At 71.4% G+C, this 17,870-nt stretch carries 15 protein-coding genes; 5 read left to right on the top strand and 10 right to left on the bottom strand.

Going from position 1 to position 17,870, the window contains the following annotated elements; all coding sequences use genetic code 11:
- Positions 1-157 precede the first annotated feature (157 nt).
- Positions 158-829, bottom strand: coding sequence for an endonuclease NucS (gene nucS, locus ACFYW7_RS23670; RefSeq protein ID WP_389505452.1), 672 nt, complete (start codon positions 827-829; stop codon positions 158-160).
- Between the two features lie 354 nt (positions 830-1,183).
- On the opposite strand from nucS, the gene ACFYW7_RS23675 reads away from it, so the two are divergent.
- Positions 1,184-1,576 carry an SCO5389 family protein gene (locus tag ACFYW7_RS23675; protein WP_389505454.1) on the top strand — a complete coding sequence of 131 codons (393 nt, stop codon included), beginning with the start codon at positions 1,184-1,186 and terminating at the stop codon, positions 1,574-1,576.
- Between the two features lie 104 nt (positions 1,577-1,680).
- Here the strand turns inward: ACFYW7_RS23675 and ACFYW7_RS23680 are convergent, their stop codons facing one another.
- Complete coding sequence (locus tag ACFYW7_RS23680; RefSeq protein WP_389505456.1) at positions 1,681-2,709, bottom strand: LLM class flavin-dependent oxidoreductase; 1,029 nt, start codon at positions 2,707-2,709, stop codon at positions 1,681-1,683.
- A 219-nt stretch (positions 2,710-2,928) separates the two neighbouring features.
- Between ACFYW7_RS23680 and ACFYW7_RS23685 the strand changes: the two genes are divergently transcribed.
- Positions 2,929-3,261, top strand: a complete 333-nt coding sequence (locus tag ACFYW7_RS23685) for an ATP/GTP-binding protein (RefSeq protein WP_389505458.1) — start codon at positions 2,929-2,931, stop codon at positions 3,259-3,261.
- Between the two features lie 21 nt (positions 3,262-3,282).
- On the opposite strand, the gene ACFYW7_RS23690 is transcribed toward ACFYW7_RS23685, so the two are convergent.
- The 3 genes from ACFYW7_RS23690 to ACFYW7_RS23700 all read right to left on the bottom strand — a co-directional run bounded on the left by ACFYW7_RS23690 (position 3,283) and on the right by ACFYW7_RS23700 (position 6,520).
- Positions 3,283-4,128, bottom strand: coding sequence for an ABC transporter permease (locus ACFYW7_RS23690; RefSeq protein ID WP_389505460.1), 846 nt, complete (start codon positions 4,126-4,128; stop codon positions 3,283-3,285).
- Positions 4,125-5,390 (bottom strand): ABC transporter ATP-binding protein, encoded by a 1,266-nt coding sequence (locus ACFYW7_RS23695; RefSeq protein ID WP_389505462.1) that lies wholly within the window; start codon positions 5,388-5,390, stop codon positions 4,125-4,127. Before ACFYW7_RS23695 ends, ACFYW7_RS23690 begins: the two co-directional genes overlap by 4 nt.
- A 239-nt stretch (positions 5,391-5,629) precedes the next feature.
- Positions 5,630-6,520, bottom strand: coding sequence for a hypothetical protein (locus ACFYW7_RS23700; RefSeq protein WP_389505464.1), 891 nt, complete (start codon positions 6,518-6,520; stop codon positions 5,630-5,632).
- A gap of 277 nt (positions 6,521-6,797) precedes the next feature.
- Here ACFYW7_RS23700 and ACFYW7_RS23705 point away from each other — a divergent pair, with 277 nt between their 5' ends.
- Positions 6,798-7,745, top strand: a complete 948-nt coding sequence (locus ACFYW7_RS23705; RefSeq protein ID WP_389505466.1) for a hypothetical protein — start codon at positions 6,798-6,800, stop codon at positions 7,743-7,745.
- On the opposite strand, the gene ACFYW7_RS23710 is transcribed toward ACFYW7_RS23705, so the two are convergent.
- The 5 genes from ACFYW7_RS23710 to mce all read right to left on the bottom strand — a co-directional run bounded on the left by ACFYW7_RS23710 (position 7,726) and on the right by mce (position 15,370).
- Positions 7,726-8,493 carry an ABC transporter permease gene (locus ACFYW7_RS23710; RefSeq protein WP_389505468.1) on the bottom strand — a complete coding sequence of 256 codons (768 nt, stop codon included), beginning with the start codon at positions 8,491-8,493 and terminating at the stop codon, positions 7,726-7,728. The two genes, ACFYW7_RS23705 and ACFYW7_RS23710, sit on opposite strands and share 20 nt — an antisense overlap.
- Positions 8,494-8,495: 2 nt before the next feature.
- Entirely contained in the window at positions 8,496-9,500 is a 1,005-nt protein-coding gene (locus ACFYW7_RS23715) for an ABC transporter ATP-binding protein (RefSeq protein WP_389505470.1), read from the bottom strand.
- Positions 9,501-9,721: 221 nt separating this feature from the next.
- Positions 9,722-10,657, bottom strand: coding sequence for a cellulose-binding protein (locus ACFYW7_RS23720; protein WP_389505473.1), 936 nt, complete (start codon positions 10,655-10,657; stop codon positions 9,722-9,724).
- A 183-nt stretch (positions 10,658-10,840) separates the two neighbouring features.
- Positions 10,841-14,686 (bottom strand): polarized growth protein Scy, encoded by a 3,846-nt coding sequence (gene scy, locus ACFYW7_RS23725; protein WP_389505475.1) that lies wholly within the window; start codon positions 14,684-14,686, stop codon positions 10,841-10,843.
- A 243-nt stretch (positions 14,687-14,929) separates the two neighbouring features.
- Complete coding sequence (gene mce / locus ACFYW7_RS23730) at positions 14,930-15,370, bottom strand: methylmalonyl-CoA epimerase (RefSeq protein WP_389505477.1); 441 nt, start codon at positions 15,368-15,370, stop codon at positions 14,930-14,932.
- A gap of 147 nt (positions 15,371-15,517) precedes the next feature.
- On the opposite strand from mce, the gene ACFYW7_RS23735 reads away from it, so the two are divergent.
- On the top strand, positions 15,518-16,720 hold the full coding sequence (locus ACFYW7_RS23735) for an acetyl-CoA C-acetyltransferase (RefSeq protein WP_389505479.1): 1,203 nt from the start codon (positions 15,518-15,520) through the stop codon (positions 16,718-16,720).
- Positions 16,721-16,764: 44 nt separating this feature from the next.
- Positions 16,765-17,721 (top strand): methylmalonyl Co-A mutase-associated GTPase MeaB, encoded by a 957-nt coding sequence (gene meaB / locus ACFYW7_RS23740; RefSeq protein WP_389505595.1) that lies wholly within the window; start codon positions 16,765-16,767, stop codon positions 17,719-17,721.
- Positions 17,722-17,870 lie beyond the last annotated feature (149 nt).

A 17,870-nucleotide genomic window follows, 5' to 3' on the forward strand; every position in this document is an offset into this window, starting at 1 on the left:
CGGCGGCGCGGGGGGGGGGGGGGGGGGGGGGGGGGGGGGGGGGGGGGGGGGGGGGGGCGGGCGGGGGGGGGGGGGGGGGGGGGGCGCCCCCCCCCCCCCCCGGCCCCCCCCCCCCCCCGCCCCTCTCGCCCTCGGCCGTCCGTGGACGGGCGCGGCGTCAGAACAGCCGCAGTTTGTCGTCCTCGATGCCGCGCAGGGCGTTGTAGTCCAGGACGGCGCAGCCGATGCCGCGGTCGGTGGCGAGGACGCGGGCCTGCGGCTTGATCTCCTGGGCGGCGAAGACGCCGCGGACCGGCGCGAGGTGCGGGTCGCGGTTCAACAGCTCCAGGTAGCGCGTGAGTTGCTCCACGCCGTCGATCTCGCCGCGGCGCTTGATCTCCACGGCGACGGTCTGGCCCGTGGCGTCCCGGCACAGGATGTCGACCGGTCCGATGGCCGTCATGTACTCGCGCCGGATGAGCGAGTAGCCCTCGCCGAGCGTCTCGATGCGGTCGGCGAGCAGCTCCTGAAGGTGCGCTTCCACGCCGTCCTTGATCAGGCCGGGGTCCACGCCCAGTTCGTGCGAGGAGTCGTGGAGGATCTCCTCCATCGTGATGATGAGCTTCTCGCCCGCCTTGTTGATGACGGTCCAGGTGCCTTCCTCGTCGCCGGACCCCTCCTTCAGTGTGCAGGGCGGCGACATCCAGTTGAGGGGCTTGTAGGCCCGGTCGTCCGCGTGGATCGAGACGCTTCCGTCCGCCTTCACGAGGATGAGGCGAGGGGCCGACGGCAGATGGGCGGTGAGCCGGCCCGCGTAGTCCACGGAACAGCGGGCAATGACGAGACGCATGGTCGGCAACGCTACTCGACGGGCGGCGGTGCGCGCGATTCTCCCGCCGGACTCCCGTCGCCGCACCCGGCTCAGGACCGGCGGTTCGCACCTTTTGTTCTTTCGTTCCCCGGCGCCGGGCCCGCCACGGACCGGGTGGGCCATCCCATTGATCCTGATGGTTCCCTGTTCGGTCGTGGCTGATTGTCGGCCTACCGGCTGTTCGCTATGTGCTCATTCTCCTGGTGCCGTTACCTGGCGATGCTTACCGTATGAACGGGAGGTCGCGGTGCGTGTACTCAGCGTGTTCGATATCGCGAATTCCCCATCCCTGTCCGGCAACCCCCGAGGTCTGGGGGTGCGAGAGGAGAACCCATGTCGCTCGACGTCTCACCGGCCCTACTCCAACAGGCCGAGCGAGGCGAGGTCGATGAAGCTGAATTCGTCGACTGCGTCCGGACCTCCCTGCCCTACGCGTGGGAGATGGTCAGCTCCCTGGTGGCCCAGCTGAAGGTGGACGGCGGCAACTTCGCCGACAACCAGACGCCCCCGCCGGACGAGCAGGCACGTGGCCAGCTGCTGCGTGCGCTCGCGAGTGACGCGATACGCGGCGCGCTGCAGCGGCACTTCGGTGTGCGGCTGGCCTTCCAGAACTGCCACCGGGTGGCGGTGTTCCCGCTGGACGACTCGGTGGACGACACACTGGCACGCTTCACCTCGGTACGCAGTCAGCTGCTGAACCAGTCCCCGGAGTTCAGGGACTGCTGACGCACTGATGCCGCATTGCTTGCCGCTCCGTACGCGGGAGGTGCATTGGTACTGGGGCGGCAAGCTCCCCGTGTGTCCGGTCCGTAGGGCCGGACCTCGTGCGGTCACCGGAGATGGGGCAGTACCTCGGCGCCGAGCCGGCGTACGTTGTCCTCGGTCGCCGCCAGGTCGCCCGACCCCTCGACGAGCAGCGCGAAGCGTGAGATGCCGGTCCGCTCGGAGGTCGCCGCGAGCCGGTCGGCGCACAGACGCGGGGTGCCCACCGGGTGCAGCCCGCAGAGCAGTTCGGTGTACGCCACCGGGTCCCGCATCGAGCGGGGGCGGCCGTCGACCGTCACATGCGCGTCCAGCCCCTGCTTCAGCCAGCCCGGCATCGCCTTGACGAGCGTCTCGACGGCGTCGGTCCTGCGGTCCGCGATCTGGCAGACGCCGGCGGAGACGTGGGCGGCCGAGCGGATCTCCTCCGTGGGCCGGCCCGCGGCGCGCGCGTGCCGGCACCACAGTGCGACCATTTCGGCCTTCTCCTCGTCGCCGATGTGCATGCCGAGAAGCATCGCCAGCCCGCGCTCGGCGGCCAGCCGGACGCTCGCCGGTGAGGTGCACGCGACGACGACCTCGGGGCCCGGAGCGCCGCCCAGAGCTTCCGACGGGCGGGGGACGACGGGGACTTCACGGAACGGGAACCGCTCGGAGGTGCCGGCGACGGACGGCTCGCGCAGCCACCGCATCAGCAGATCGAGTGACTCAGGGAACCCTTGTTCGTAAGCCTCCAGGCCCATTCCGAAGACTTCCAGGTCGACCCAGGGGCCACCGCGGCCGACACCCAGCGAGAACCGTCCGCCGGACGTCATGTGCAGCAGGGCCGCCTGTTCGCCGAGTGCCACGGGGTGGACGGTGGGCAGTACGCTGACCGCCGTGCCGACCCGGATCCGGCTGGTGCGGCCGAGCAGGTACGCGGCGAGCGTGACGGCCGACGGGCAGGTCCCGTACGGCACGAAGTGGTGTTCGGCCAGCCATACGGTGTCGAGACCGGCCTCCTCGGCGACCTCGGCCGACCGCGCCGCGCGGTGCAGGGCCTCCCCCTGGCCCTGTCCAGGGAACTGGGCCGCCAGTACAAAGCTTCCAACGTGCATCGAACTTCCTGCTTCCTCGGCTCCGACATGGAGCTCCCCCGCCCGGCATAACCGCCTGACACGTGCCGAAGACACGGCCTTGCGGAGAGATTTGCGGATTGTCTGGGGAATGGGCTGTCCGATGAGGGATCGGTGCGGGTCGGGGAGTACGGATACCCCGGTGCGCGCCGCGTACGCTGGACGTGGCCCCGCTCCCTGTATAGCTCCGTGAGGTGTCCCTTGTCCCCGCGTCGCAACCGTCCGAAGGACGCCGGTTCGTCAGGCAGCAGCGCCGAGGACGACCCGTCGAACCGCTACGGCGGCTGGCAGTCCACGGAGAGCTGGCAGGGCGAGCAGTGGAGCGTGCGCCATGTCGCGGGCGCGAGCGCGCAGGGCAAGACCTACCGCTGCCCCGGCTGCGACCAGTTGATCCCGTCCGGGGTCCCGCACGTGGTGGCCTGGCCGGAGCACTCCGGGGTCGACGAGCGGCGCCACTGGCACAAGGCCTGCTGGAACGCGAAGGACCGCCGCACCTCGCGGGTGCAGCGGTCCCGTAACGCGCCCAGGTTCTAGGCCTCTCGAGGCGGGCGGACGTCAGACGTCCCGGCGCTCCAGGAGCACGAACGCGCCGATGACGGCGGCGGCCGTCACCCCGGCGAGCAGGCCGAGCTGCGCGCCGCCGTTACCGCTCTCGGAGTCCAGGCGGAAGGTGTGGGCGAGCGCGTTGGGCGCGTTGTACTCCTGCATCTTCTCGCCGATCGTCCGCATGCTGTCGGACATCATCAGGAAGGCGGGCATGATCGCGGGCACCAGCACGACACCGAGCATCGTGGTGATCGCACCCGCCGAGTGACGCAGCATCGAGCCCACCGCGAGCGCGAGCACGCCCAGCAGCGAGACGTACAGGGCGGCCATCAGGACGGTGCCGCCCCAGGGAACCCCGGGGGCTTCGTCGTGCAGGCCGTCGGTGAACAGGCCGACGACCCCGATCGCGGACGCCGAGACGACGAACGCGACCGCGAAGAAGATGATCAGCTTCGCGGCGAGCACCCGGTGCCGCTGCGGCGAGGCGGTGAACGTCGTACGGATCATGCCCGTGCCGTACTCGGAGGAGACCACCAGCACGCCGAGCGTGATCAGGCAGATCTGTCCGAGCATCAGCCCGAAGAACGCGGGGATCGTGTACGGCGTGTCCTGGAAGTCCTCGTTCGTGGTCTGCGCGGCGACCAGGAAGCCGATGCCGACCACCAGGAGCAGGAAGACGCCGAGCGTCCACATCGTGGAGCGCACCGACTTGATCTTCGTCCACTCGGAGTGGAGCGCGTGCCCGAGGTGGGTCCGGACGACGGGGATCGGCGAGGTGTACGAAGTGCCGGGCGCCGCCTGCCAGTCGGGAGCGGCGACGGCCTGCTGCGGCATCGGGGGCTGGGGCGTGCTCATCGGGCGTCCTCGGGCTTGGTCAGGTCGGCTGCGGGCGCGGGGGCGGGCGCGGGCGCGGGCGTCGCGGCGGCTGCCGGCGCAGGGGGACCCGCGGGGGCCGCGGGAGCGGCCTGGGCGTACGGGTTGGCGTCCGGGGCGCCGGGAGCGGCCGGAGCGCCGTACGAACCCGGACCGGGGGCGACGGGAGCGCCGTACGGCCCGGTCTGCGGCATGGCGAAGGGCTGACCGCCCTGCTGGGGCGGCGGCGGCGCGTACCAGCCCGGCTGTCCCTGGCCCGCCACCGGCATCGGCGGCATGGGCGCGGCGCCCTGCGGGGGCAGTTGCTGGAGCCCGGCCCGCTGGTCGATGGTCGAGCGGTAGTCGACGGCGCCCTGCGTCATCCGCATGTACGCCTCCTCCAGCGAGGCCTGGTGCGGCGACAGCTCCCACAGCCGGACGTCGGAGGAGTGCGCGAGGTCGCTGATGCGGGAGAGATGCAGGCCGGTGACGCGCAGCGCGCCGTCCTGCTCGGGGAGCACCTGGCCGCCCGCCTCGGTCAGCGCGGCGGTCAGCTTCTCGCGCTGCTGCGGCTCGGTGTCCGGGGTGCGCACCCGGGCGAAGTCGGCCGAGTTGTGCGAGATGAAGTCCCTGACGCTCTGGTCGGCGAGCAGCTGGCCCCGGCCGATCACGATCAGGTGGTCGGCGGTCAGCGCCATCTCGCTCATCAGGTGCGAGGAGACGAAGACCGTACGGCCCTCCGCCGCGAGGGACTTCATCAGGTTGCGCACCCAGAGGATGCCCTCGGGGTCGAGGCCGTTGACCGGTTCGTCGAAGAGCAGCACCTGGGGGTCGCCGAGGAGCGCGGCGGCGATGCCGAGGCGCTGGCCCATGCCGAGGGAGAAGCCCTTGGAGCGCTTTCTGGCCACGTCCTGGAGACCGACGACGCCGAGCACCTCGTCCACGCGGCGGGCCGGGATGCCCGACAGCTGGGCCAGGGAGAGCAGGTGGTTGCGGGCGTGCCGGCCGCCGTGCACGGCCTTGGCGTCGAGGAGCGCGCCGACCTGACGGGGCGCGTTCGGCAGCTTGCGGTAGGGGAAGCCGCCGATCGTCACGGCCCCGGACGTGGGGTTGTCGAGGCCGAGGATCATGCGCATGGTCGTCGACTTGCCCGAGCCGTTGGGCCCGAGGAATCCGGTGACGGCACCCGGCCTCACCTGGAAGGAAAGGTTGTACACGGCCGTCTTGGCGCCGTAGCGCTTCGTCAGGCCGACTGCCTCGATCATTCTCCGCACCCATCGAAAGGTTCAGGACGTCGGGGCACACGCCCCCGTAAGGGTTAGGAGGATATCCGGACGCTGACGGTTCCACTCAAGAGAGAGTAAAAACCGGTTCACGGGCCGGAGAAAGATCCAGTAGGAGATGGGTCTTTCGTACGAGTGTCCTGTCAGGTACTCGTCGCTCCTTGTCGTTCCTGGTCAGGCGGAAAGGATAAGGCGCGCCGAATCCGGGGGCACGGGAATTCTCAGGCCCGGCGTGGCAGTGAATCGTCCAGCGGCGGGAGGTCGTCGTACAGGCGCAGTTCGGCCGACTCGTCGACGTACGGCAGGAAGTCGGTCTGCGGCAGCACCCAGCCCTCCTGGCCGAAGATCAGGGTCCCCTCCGCGCGCAGCGACCGGTCGGCCCCCGCGCCGCGCACCCAGGCGGCGGGGTCGGGTCCGAGCAGCCCGCGCAGCCGCGCGGAGGCGGCGAGCAGCGAGGAGAGCAGCTCGGACTGGTCGCCGCCGCCGCGACGCGGCAGCCCGGTCTCCGGATCCGCCAGCACGCCGTGCGCGCTGAAGTAGATGTACGCGCCGGCGAGCCGCTCCCCGGAGGGCATCGTCATCGCGAACTCGTCGCCGGGGAGTATGGCCCGCCGGTAGTCCGGGAACTCGGTGTCGTCGACGGCCTTGAGCTGGGTCGCGTCCAGCCAGGTCACCACGAGTGTCGTCTCCGCGGTCCGGTCGACGTACGGCGTCCCGGCCACGTAGCCCGCCGGGCTGATGTGGCCCGAGCAGCCCACGGCGATCCCGCCCACCCGCACCGGAACCATCGGCACCGTCGCCGGGAGGCCGAGCCGGGTCAGCTTGTGGGCGACCTGCCCGGGGGAGGCGTTCGAGCCGACCGCGATGACCGGGTGGCGCCGCCCGGTGCCCACCTGGCCCAGGTCGGCGAGGGCCTCGTCCAGCCGCTGCTGCTCCTGGCGCTCCTCCACGAACCACTCGCCGAGCCGCAGCGGCCGGACGTCGAGCTGGAGCAGCTCACCGCCGGTCAGCAGGGACGGTTCGGTGGTGGGCCGGCCGGGATACGTGAGCGGCTTCTTCGCGGGCACGTCGTCCAGGCCCAGCGCCTCGAGGCTTCGGTCCTTCGTCGTCACGGTGACGCCCTTCGGGGTGGTCGCGCGAAATGCGGGGACAGCCTTGCACGCGAGATGTACCCGCGACGGGGCACGGTCTCCCCGGCTGAGCGGGGTTGGCCCGAACCGGTACCGGGAATCATGCCGTCCCCATTGTACGAGCGGGGGCGAAGTCGGTTACGGGGGAAGTGAGTTGAGCACTATGTGGCGCCGATCCGGGGGAACGGGACGACCGGGGCGGGGACCGGCGCATCCGCGCTATCGCACGTCCGTTCGCTGGTGGATCGCGGGACGCACCGTGCACGCCCTGCTCCTGATGACGTTGGGAGCGCTCGCCGGACTCTCGGTGGTCGTCGCGACGGCGTGGACGCTCACCGAGCACTCGCCGCGTTCGATGGCGGACCGGTTCTCGAACGAGGAGCAGCTCCTCGATCTCAGCCTGACCGTGCTGCGGGCCTGCGTCGGCACCGACAACCTCGAACCCGAGGCGGACAGCACCGCCCACCAGCTGCTGGCCACGCTCTCCTCCGTCACCGGCTCGCTGGTGCCCGCGGTGCTGCTCGGCATCGTCCTGATCAAGATGTTCGCGCTGCGGCCCTTCGTCTGGCGGCGGCGGGCCAGCATCTCGCACGCCTGGACCGCCGACTTCCCCGGCTACTCGCGACGGAACGCCGACAGCGACGACGCCATCATCGCCGTCCGTTTCTACAACCGCTTCGACAATCTGTCGGTCGTCGACCTGCGGGCCCGGGCGCACCTGCGCTACCTGGAGCGCTCCCCGCACGACGGCAGCCTCGTCATCTACAAGCAGTGGCTGCGGGTCCTGGACGCGCAGGGCGAGCCGGCCGACGAGCGGAGCTGGCTCGCGGTCGAGCGAGGGGCGCCCTTCACGGTGTGGATCCCGGTCGAGGCACCGGTGACCGGCCTGCCGTTCCACAGGATCCAGGGGAAGGACCTGTCCGGCTCGCACGGGGTGAAGCTGCTCGTCCGGCTGACCGCGCGGACCGTCGGGCTCGGCACCGAGGTCGCCGACGAGCGCTGGTTCGACCTGGAGGCCGGAGACTTCGAGCTCGGCCGCTTCGTGCCGCTCCAGCCGGACCTCGACAAGGACGTCTGGCAGTGGGAGGGATGGCCGGACTTCGACGGGCTGACGCCTCCCGGGCCGGGCGGCGGAGAGCCCGGCCGAGGGGTGCCGCCGCCCCCGCCAGGGGTGCCCCGGACGCGCTCTAGGCGTCCCTCCTCTTGAGCAGCGCGTACCCGCCGACCAGGGCCGCGATCACCCACACCACCATGATCCCGAGGCCGCCCCAGGGGCCGTACGGAGTGTCGTCGAGGGGGGTCACGACCCGCATGATCCTGCTGCCGGCCTGGTCGGGGAGGTAGCGCCCGACCTTCTTCGTCGCGGACACGGCGCCCAGGATGTTGGAGATCAGGAAGAAGAACGGCATCAGGATGCCGAGCGAGAGCATCGGGCTGCGCAGCATCGCCGCGACGCCCATCGAGAAGACGGCGATGAGCGTCATGTAGAGCCCCCCGCCGATCACCGCGCGCAGCACACCCAGGTCGCCGATCGACGTCCTGTGCGTGCCGAGCACGGCCTGGCCCAGGAAGAACGTGATGAAGCTGGTGATCAGGCCGACGACGAGGGCGAGTCCGGCCGCCACCGCGACCTTGCTGAACAGGAACGTGCCGCGCTGCGGGACCGCCGCGAGCGAGGTGCGGATCATGCCGGTGCTGTACTCGTTGCCGACCACCAGCACCCCGAAGACGATCATCGCGAGCTGGCCGAGGGTCATGCCCGCGAAGCTGATGAACGTCGGGTCGAAGGTGAGCTGGTCGTTCCTGCTCAGATTGTCGAACTCGTTCTTGGAGAGGAGCGAGATGAGGATGCCCAGGGCGATCGTGACGACCGCCGCGAGGCTCAGCGTCCACACCGTGGACGCCACGGACCGGATTTTGGTCCACTCGGACCTGAGGACCTGGGTGGCCGCCATCTTCAGCCCTTCTTCCAGTCGCCGCCCCATTGCGGGGCCGGCGGCGCGTTCCGCGGAACCGGGGTCTCGTGCGGGCCCGGGGCTTCCTGTGCGCCCGGGGTGTCGCTGTGCGCGTGGTACTCCACCGACTCCGCCGTCAGCTGCATGAACGCCTCCTCCAGAGAGGCCTGCTGCGGGCTCAGCTCGTGCAGCACGAGCTGGTGCCGCGCGGCCAGCTCACCGAGGTGTTCGGGTTTCCCGTCGTCGACCTCCAGCGCTCCGCCCCCCGTCTCGACGACGGTGACGCCCGCGCCCCGCAGCACGTCGAGCAGCCGCTCGCGCTGCGGGGAACGGATACGGACGTAACTGCGCGAGTTCTGCTGGATGAAGTCGGCCATCGAGGTGTCGGCGAGCAGCCGGCCCTGGCCGATGACGACGAGGTGGTCGGCGGTCAGCGCCATCTCGCTCATCAGGTGGGAGGAGACGAAGACCGTGCGGCCCTGGGAGGCGAGGGATTTCATCAGGTTGCGGATCCAGTGGATGCCCTCGGGGTCGAGGCCGTTGACCGGCTCGTCGAACATCAGGATCCGCGGGTCGCCGAGGAGCGCGCCCGCGATGCCCAGCCGCTGGCCCATGCCCAGCGAGAACCCCTTCGCCTTCTTCCGCGCGACCGCGGTGAGGCCGACGGTGTCGAGGACCTCGTCCACGCGGGCTTTCGGGATGCCGTTGCTCTGGGCGAGGCACAGGAGATGGTTGAAGGCGCTGCGGCCGCCGTGCATGGCCTTGGCGTCCAGCAGGGCACCGATGTACTTCAGGGGGTCCTTGAGATGGTCGTAGTGCTCCCCGTCGATCCGGACGTCACCCGCGGTGGGACGGTCGAGCCCGAGCATCATCCGCATCGTCGTGGACTTCCCGGCACCGTTCGGGCCGAGGAAGCCGGTCACGATGCCCGGTCTGACGGCGAACGTGAGGTTGTTGACCGCCACCTTCTCGCCGTACCGCTTGGTCAGCCCCTCGAGCTCGATCATGCGGCCACGCTAAGACGGCCCCCGAGGGCCTGCCACTTGAGGGGGACACGGTCCCAAGGCCGCTCCCGGGTAGTCGTGGCGGCCCGGGGGAACCCGCCCACGCGGCCGAGACCTCGCCGCCCGACGGCGGGACGGGACCCCAACCCTCGGCGCCGGAGAGGCGGACACGACAAGGCCCGCACCCTCGGCGAAGGGAGCGGGCCCTGGTGTCGGACTGTTTGCTACCGGGACTGCTGCGCCGGAACCCCACGCGTGATCGGCTCGTCCTCGGCCGGGCCGGTGGTGGCGGCCACCGCGGCGCCCGTGAGCGTCGCGAGCATCTCGCGGACGTTCGTGAGCTGCGCGTTGATCGAGTCGCGGCGGTTCGTCAGGGCGGCCAGCTCGCGCTCGGATTCCGAGCGGATCCGGTCGGCCTTGGCGTTTGCGTCGGCGACGATGTCCTCGGCCTGGCGCTGAGCCGTCTCCACCGTCTGGCGGGCGCGGCGCTCGGCGTCCGTGCGCAGCTTCTCGGCCTCCAGGCGGAGCTGCTCCGCGCGGTGCTCGATCTCCGCGAGGCGCTTCTCGGCCTTGGCCTGACGCGACGCGAGGTCGCGCTCGGACTGCTCGCGGCGCTTGGCGAGGTTCGTCTCGAAGTCGGCGGCGGCCTGGGCGGCCTTCGCGCGGGTCTCCTCGAAGAGCGCGTCCGCCTCCTCACGCTTGGACGCCGCGTCCTTCTGAGCCTCGGAGCGCAGCTGGGACGCGTCGCTCTTGGCCTTCTCGACGATCCGGACGCCCTCGTCCTCGGCCTTGGTCTTGCGGTCCGCAGCGAACGATTCTGCATCGTTGCGCACCTGCTGGGCGGCCGACTCGGCGAGCTCGCGGTGCTGCTCGGACGCGCGACGGGCCTCCTCGCGCAGGTCCTTGGCCTCCTCCTCGGCGAGGCGGAGGATCTTCTCGACGCGAGCGCCGAGCCCGGCGTACGACGGCTCCGCGTCGCTGACCTGGGCCTGGGCGTTCTGCGTTTCGAGATGGAGTTCCTCGATGCGCTTTTCAAGGGCGGTGATACGGGCCAGAGCGCTGTCACGGTCGGAGACGAGCTTCGAAATGCGTTCGTCCACCTGAGCGCGGTCGTATCCACGCCGCACAAGCTCGAAGCCGTAGGGGGAAGTGTCGCTCATGGGGTTCCTGTCGAATGAGACCGGTGAGGTGATAGGTGGAATCCTAGGGGGCAATGCGGTGTGTCATCGAGCGGATACGTGTTTGATCTGGAGAATGACACTCCTTTTGGGTGGCTGGCTCCCGGATGGCTTGCCAGAGCCTGTGACAAAGGTCCCGTTTAGGCACGGGATCAGTGCTTCTGGCTAGCTCTCCGAGGTCTTGCCACTCGAACGGGTAGAACCCGCCGCTGCCCCCGCCTTCACCCCGCCGTCCTTGGCGCCCGGCGCCTCGAAGGACTCCAGCGCCTCCAGGACATCCTGCACGCGGGAGATCTCCGCGTTGATGTCCTCGCGCCGGCGCACCAGCACCTCCAGGTCGCGCTTGCCCTCCTCGACGGCGGCCTTCGCCTCCTGGATGGCCTCGGACCTGATCTTCTCGGCCTCGCCGATGACCGAGGCCTTCTTCTGCTCGGCCTCCTTGAGGAGCCCCTCGGCCTTGCGCACGGCGGCGATACGGACCTTGCTCGCCTCGGAGTTCGCCTCCGACACCAGGTCCTTCGCCTTCGCCTCCGCCTCGGCGAGCTGGTCCTCGGCGGCCTTGATGAGCGCGTCGCACCGGTCGCCGGCGTTCTTCATCGCCTCGGCCGACTCCCGACGGGCCCGGCCGTGCAGATCCTCGATCTCGGTGGAGATGCGCTCCCGCAGCTCCTCCGCGCGCTCCCTGATCGCGGTGGCGTCCCGGCGCGCGCCGATCAGCAGCTCGTCGGCGTCCGTACGGGCCCGCTCCACGAGGGTGTTGCCCTCGACGGTCGCCTCCGAGACGATCCGCTCGGCCTCGCCCCGCGCCACGCCGACCATCGTGTCGGCCTGCGACTCGGCTTCCGCCGTCGTCTTCTGCGCGCTCTGCTGCGCCTCGGAGAGCAGCTTGTCCGCCTCGGACGCCGTCTCGGAGATGAGCGTGTCGACCTGCTCGGCCGCCTCGGAGCGCCGCTTGTTGGCCTCCTTGCGGGCCTCGTCCAGCGTGCGCTCCGCCTCGGCGCGCGCCGAGGACGTGAGCTGCTCGGCCTCACCTGCCGCCCGCGTCCTGAGCCGCTCGGCGTCGGAGCGGATCCGCTCGGCGTGCTGCTGCGCGGAACCGACGGTCTCGGCGGCCTCGGCACGCAGCCGCTCCGCGTCGCCGGTCGCGTCCGAGATCAGCTGCTCGGCCTTGGCCACGGCCTCGGTGCGTACCCGCTCGGCCTCGGCCGTGGTCTCGGTGGCGAGCCGCTCGGCCTCCGCCGTCGCCTCGGTGATGAGGGTGTCGACCTGCGCCGCGGCGTCGGAACGGATCCGGTTCGCGTCCTCCCGGGCGTCCGCACGGGTGCGCGCGGCGTCCTGGTCGGCATTGGCGATGGCGTCCGACACCTCGGTGCGCACCCGCTGGGCGTGATCGGCCGCGTCCGAACGCAGCCGCTCCGACTCCGCGATCGCCTCGGCGACCGTGCGCTCCGCGAGCGCGCTCGCGGCCTCGGTCGCCTCGGACGCCTCCCGCCGCAGGCGCGCCGCGTCCTCGGACGCCCGCTCCCGCTCGGCGTACGCGTCGGCGCGGACCCGGTCCGCCTCCTCCTGCGCCTCGGTGCGCGTACGGTCCGCCACGTGCTCGGCGGCCGAACGCAGTCCGGTGATCTCCTCCTGCGCCTGCTCGTGCAGACCCGCGACCGCGTCCCGCACCTGCTGCGCGGTCTGCTCGGCGTTCGTGACCATCTCGGTCGCGCGCCGGTCGGCCTCCTCGACCAGCCGTACGGCCTCGGTCTGGGCCTCCTCGACCCGCTTGCGCGCGGAGGCGAGGAGTTCCTCGCTCTGCTCGCGGGCCCGCTCACGCTCCTGGTCGGCCTCCTGGCGCGCCGAACCGAGGGTCTCCTCGGCCTCGCGGCGGCGCCGGGCGGCCTCCTCCTGGGCGGCGGCCAGCGTCTCGGCGCCCTCGGTGGCCAGGCGCTCGGCCGCGGCCTGTGCCTCGCCGCGCACCCGGTCGGCGCTGTCCTGGGCCTCCGACTTCAGCCGCTCGGCCTCCGCCGCCGCCTCCGAACGCAGCCGTACGGCGATGGTCTCGCCCTCGGCCCGGGAGGACGCGGCGTCCGCGGCGGCCTCGTCGCGCAGCCGCTCGGCCTCCGTCTCGGCCTGGGCCCGGAGCGTACGGATCCGCTCGGCGGCCTCCGAACGCAGCCGGTCGATCTCCTCGGAGGCCTCGCGGCGGATCCGCTCGGCGTCCACGCGCGCTTCCGTCAACGCCGTCTCGGCGGCGGCGAGACGTTCCTCGGCCTCCGTGCGCAGCCGGGCCAGCCCGTCGGCGGCCTCGGCCTGACGGGCCGCTATGGCCCGCTCGGTCTCCTCGCGCTGCCGTTCGGCTGCCCGCTCCGCGTCGGCGGCGATCGTCTCGGCCTGCTCGCCGGCCTCCGCGCGCAGCCGGTCGGCCTCCGCGCGGGTGCGCTCCAGCGTCTCCTCGGCCTGCTTGCGCAGGGCCGTGGCGCGCTCGATGGCCTCGGTGCGGACCTTCTCGCTGTCCGACGCGGCGGCCTGGCGCAGCTCGTCCGCGTCGGCCTTCGCCTTGCCGAGCAGTTCCTCGGCGGTCCGTGCCGCCTCCTCGATCTGCTGGACGGCCTCCCGCCGGGCCTCGGCGCGGATGCGCTCGCCCTCGGCGACGGCGTCCGAGCGCAGGGTCTCGGCGTCGCCGCGCAGGCGGCGCGCCTCCTCCTGGAGCTCGACCGTCTTGGCGCGGTATTCCTTGGTGTCGTCCTTCGCGGTGCCCTTGAGCTGCTCGGCGATGTCGTGCGCCTCGGCGCGCAGCCGGTCGGCCTCGGTCTCCGCCTCGGTGCGGATCCGCTCGGCCTCCTCGGCCGCCGCCTTCGTGGTCCTCTTGGCCTCCTCGGACGCCCGGTCGAGCACGTCCTCGGCGGTACGGGCGGCCTTGGAGAGCTGGGAGGCGGTCTCCTCGGCGGTGAGGCTGCGCGCGCTCTCCTCGGCCTCGGCGACGATCGTCTCGGCCTTGCTCCGGGCGTCCGCGACGATCTGCTCGGCCTCGGACTTGGTGGTCTCGGCCTCCTGGCTGGCCTCGCTGACCAGCCGGGCGACCTGCTCCTTCGCCGTCCGGGTGCGCTGTTCGTTGACCGACTCGGCGCTCGCGATCGTCTTCGCTGCGGCTTCCTTGGCCTCGTTGAGGACCTTGTCGGCCTCGGCCTGCGCCTCGCGCAGCGCCGACTCGGCGGCGCTCATCCGCTGCTCGGCGGCCCGGCTCAGCTCGGTCGCCTGGCGCCGGGCGTTGTCCGACTCGCTGGCCGTGGAGCTGCGCAGCTGCTCGGCGTGGTCGGTGGCCTCCTGGGCCTGCGTCGACGCGGCGTTCAGCAGCCGCTCGGCGTCCGTACGGGCACGGCGCAGCAGCGCCTCGGCCTCCGCGCGGGCCGACTCGGCGTCGGTGGTGAGCCGCTGGCGCGCCTCGGCGGCGACCCGTTCGGCCTCCGCGCGGGCCGCGGCCAGCGCCTGCTCGGCCTCGGCGCGCGACTCGTCCAGGAGACGGCGGGCCTGCGACTCGGAGCGGGCGCGCAGCTGCTCGGCCCAGGCGACGTTCTCGTTGACGTGCGACTCGACGGTCTGCCGGCGCTCGGCCAGTTCCTGGTCGAGCTGCTGACGGCGGGTGACCGCCTCCTGGTGCAGTTCCGCCTGGAGCCTGGCGGCCTGCTCGGCGTGCTCCTGGAGGATGCGCTGTGTCTGCGCCCGGGCCTGGCTGATCTCGCGCTCTGCGTCGGTGCGCAGCTGATCCGCCTGCATCTGGGCATTACGGAGCAGCTGCTCGGCCTGATAGCCGATGTCGGCCCCGTCGTAGGAAGGACGGGTCGCCAGACTGCGGCGCGCCTCATGCAGCTTGGCGCGCAGCACCTCGACCTGATAGCCGAGGTCCTCGGCGTGCTGGACGGCCTTCTCCCGCTCGGTCTTCAGCCGTTCCATCTCGGCCTCGAACCGAGAGAGGTGGTCGACGTCAGCCGCCGGCTCTCGCTCCTGGCGTTCGTAGCCCCGCACTGCGCGGTCCCATCCGTCCCCTGGTCGCAAGTAAATCCGAACGAGCACCGTTCATCCGCCGAACGGGGCCCCCGGGGAATGGTGTCAGATCAACGGCGGAGCACGGGCTGTCGCCCCGACGCTCGCCCCCCGAAACCTGGACCCCGGCCCTTGGTCCCGCTCGCCGGAAGGCGTCGGGACCGCGGCCGTCCCCCGCGAAAGGTGACGGCCGCCCCCAACCCTACCGGCCCAGATATACGGAGGTCAGTGCTCAGGTGACTCAACCGCGGCCGAAGTGACCAGTTCTGTCAGGACTCCGTGGCAATCCTTGGGGTGCAGGAAAGTGATCCGGGAGCCCATGGATCCGATGCGGGGCTCCTCGTAGAGCACGCGGACGCCCTTGTTCCGGATGTCCGCGGCGTCGCCGTCGACGTCCGCGGTGCCGAAGGCGATGTGGTGCACACCCTCGCCGTTCTTGGCCAGCCACTTGCCCACGGCCGAGTCCTCGCGGGTGGGTTCGAGCAGCTGGAGGTAGGAGGCGCCGCCGTCGGACGTCTCGTTGATCTTGAGCATGGCCTCCCGGACGCCCTGCTCCTCGTTGACCTCGGAGTGGAAGACTTCGAAGCCGTACGTCGCACGATAGAACTCAACAGTGGTGTCGAGGTCGAAACAGGCGATCCCGATGTGGTCGATTCGCGTCAGCATCTGTTCAGTGCAGCGCTCCCGGCGTGGTTACGCAACGTGCGCGCGATCACACCGCGGGCCGGATGACGGGTGGCCTACCGCTCAGTACATTCTCAGTAAACCCTCGTTCACTCCTCGGCTGTGCAGCCGGTAAGGGGATCGCACCTCATGTCTGGAACGAACAGCACTACCTCGGTGATCGTCGCGGGCGCCCGAACGCCCATGGGACGGTTGCTGGGCTCGCTGAAGTCCTTCTCCGGGGCCGACCTCGGCGGCTTCGCAATCAAGGCCGCCCTCGACCGTGCGGGCATCGGCGGCGACCAGGTGCAGTATGTGATCATGGGCCAGGTGCTCCAGGCCGGGGCAGGGCAGATCCCGGCACGCCAGGCCGCCGTCAAGGCGGGCATCCCGATGAACGTCCCGGCCCTGACCATCAACAAGGTGTGTCTCTCCGGCCTCGACGCCATCGCCCTCGCGGACCAGTTGATCCGCGCCGGTGAGTTCGACATCGTGGTGGCCGGTGGCCAGGAGTCCATGACGAACGCCCCGCACCTGCTCCCGAAGTCCCGCGAGGGCTTCAAGTACGGCGCGATCGAGATGCTCGACGCGATGGCGTACGACGGTCTGACGGACGCCTTCGAGAACATCGCCATGGGCGAGTCGACGGAGAAGCACAACACCCGGCTCGGCATCCAGCGCCCGGAGCAGGACGAGATCGCCGCGCTCTCCCACCAGCGCGCTGCCGCCGCCCAGAAGAACGGTGTCTTCGAGGCGGAGATCACACCCGTCGAGATCCCGCAGCGCAAGGGCGAGCCCGTCGTCTTCAGCAAGGACGAGGGCATCCGCGCAGAGACGACCGCCGAGTCGCTCGGCAGGCTGCGCCCGGCCTTCGCCAAGGACGGCACCATCACCGCCGGCACCTCCTCCCAGATCTCGGACGGCGCCGCCGCCGTGGTCGTGATGAGCAAGGCCAAGGCGCTGGAGCTGGGTCTGGAGTGGATCGCGGAGATCGGCGCGCACGGCAACGTGGCGGGTCCGGACAACTCCCTCCAGTCGCAGCCCTCGAACGCGATCCTGCACGCCCTGAAGAAGGAGGGACTGGAGGTCGGGGACCTCGACCTGATCGAGATCAACGAGGCCTTCGCGGCGGTCGCGGTCCAGTCAATGAAGGACCTCGGGGTGTCCACCGACAAGGTGAATGTCAACGGCGGCGCGATCGCCCTCGGCCACCCGATCGGCATGTCCGGCGCCCGGGTCGTCCTGCACCTCGCCCTCGAACTGAAGCGGCGCGGCGGCGGTGTCGGCGCGGCCGCCCTGTGCGGTGGCGGCGGTCAGGGCGACGCGCTGATCGTGCGGGTCGCCAAGGCCTGACCGGCCGACCCGCGTTCGACCGACCTCTCGTGAACGGAGCTGTGATGCAGGACGTCTCCTCGCTGGTGGCCCAGGCCAGGGAAGGACGGCCGCGGGCCGTGGCCCGGCTGATCTCCCTGGTCGAGGGCGCGGCACCGCAGCTCCGTGAGGTCATGGCGGCGCTGGCCCCGCTGACCGGCAACGCGTACGTGGTGGGGCTCACCGGATCGCCCGGCGTCGGCAAGTCGACCTCGACGTCGGCGCTGGTGACGGCCTACCGGCGGCAGGGCAAGCGGGTCGGCGTCCTGGCCGTCGACCCGTCCTCGCCGTTCTCCGGGGGCGCGCTGCTCGGCGACCGTGTCCGGATGTCCGACCACGCCTCGGACCCGGGCGTCTACATCCGTTCGATGGCCACGCGCGGCCACCTGGGGGGACTGGCCTGGTCGGCCCCCCAGGCGATCCGCGTCCTGGACGCGGCGGGCTGCGACGTGATCCTGGTGGAGACGGTGGGCGTCGGCCAGTCGGAGGTGGAGATCGCCTCCCAGGCCGACACCTCCGTCGTCCTCCTCGCTCCCGGGATGGGCGACGGCATCCAGGCGGCCAAGGCCGGAATCCTGGAGATCGGCGACGTGTACGTCGTCAACAAGGCCGACCGTGACGGCGCGGACGCCACCGCCCGCGAGCTCAACCACATGCTCAGCCTCGGCGAGTCCCGGAGCCCGGGGGACTGGCGCCCGCCGATCGTCAAGACCGTGGCCGCGCGCGGCGAGGGCATCGACGAGGTCGTCGAGGCCCTGGAGAAGCACCGGGCGTGGATGGAGGAGCGCGGCGTCCTGACCGAGCGCCGGCTCGCGCGGGCCTCCCAGGAGGTCGAGACGATCGCCGTCACCACGTTGCGCCGGCGCATCGGCGACCTCCACGGGGACCGCCGGCTGAGCGCCCTCGCGGAACGCATCGTCGCCGGTGAACTGGACCCCTACCGGGCCGCGGACTCCCTGGTGGAAGGCCTCAAGGAGTCCTGAACTCCAGGTTCCGGCACGTACCGGACGGCATGACGGCGGGGTGCAGCACGACCGCCGGGCGGCGGGGGAGCGCTGCGGCGCGCTCCGCTCCCGCGCTCGTACCCGTCGGCACGTCGGCCGCCCGGCCGATGGCCGCCGGTGCGGTCAGC

The organism is Streptomyces sp. NPDC002580, from assembly GCF_042889485.1.
Classification (GTDB): Bacteria; Actinomycetota; Actinomycetes; order Streptomycetales; family Streptomycetaceae; genus Streptomyces.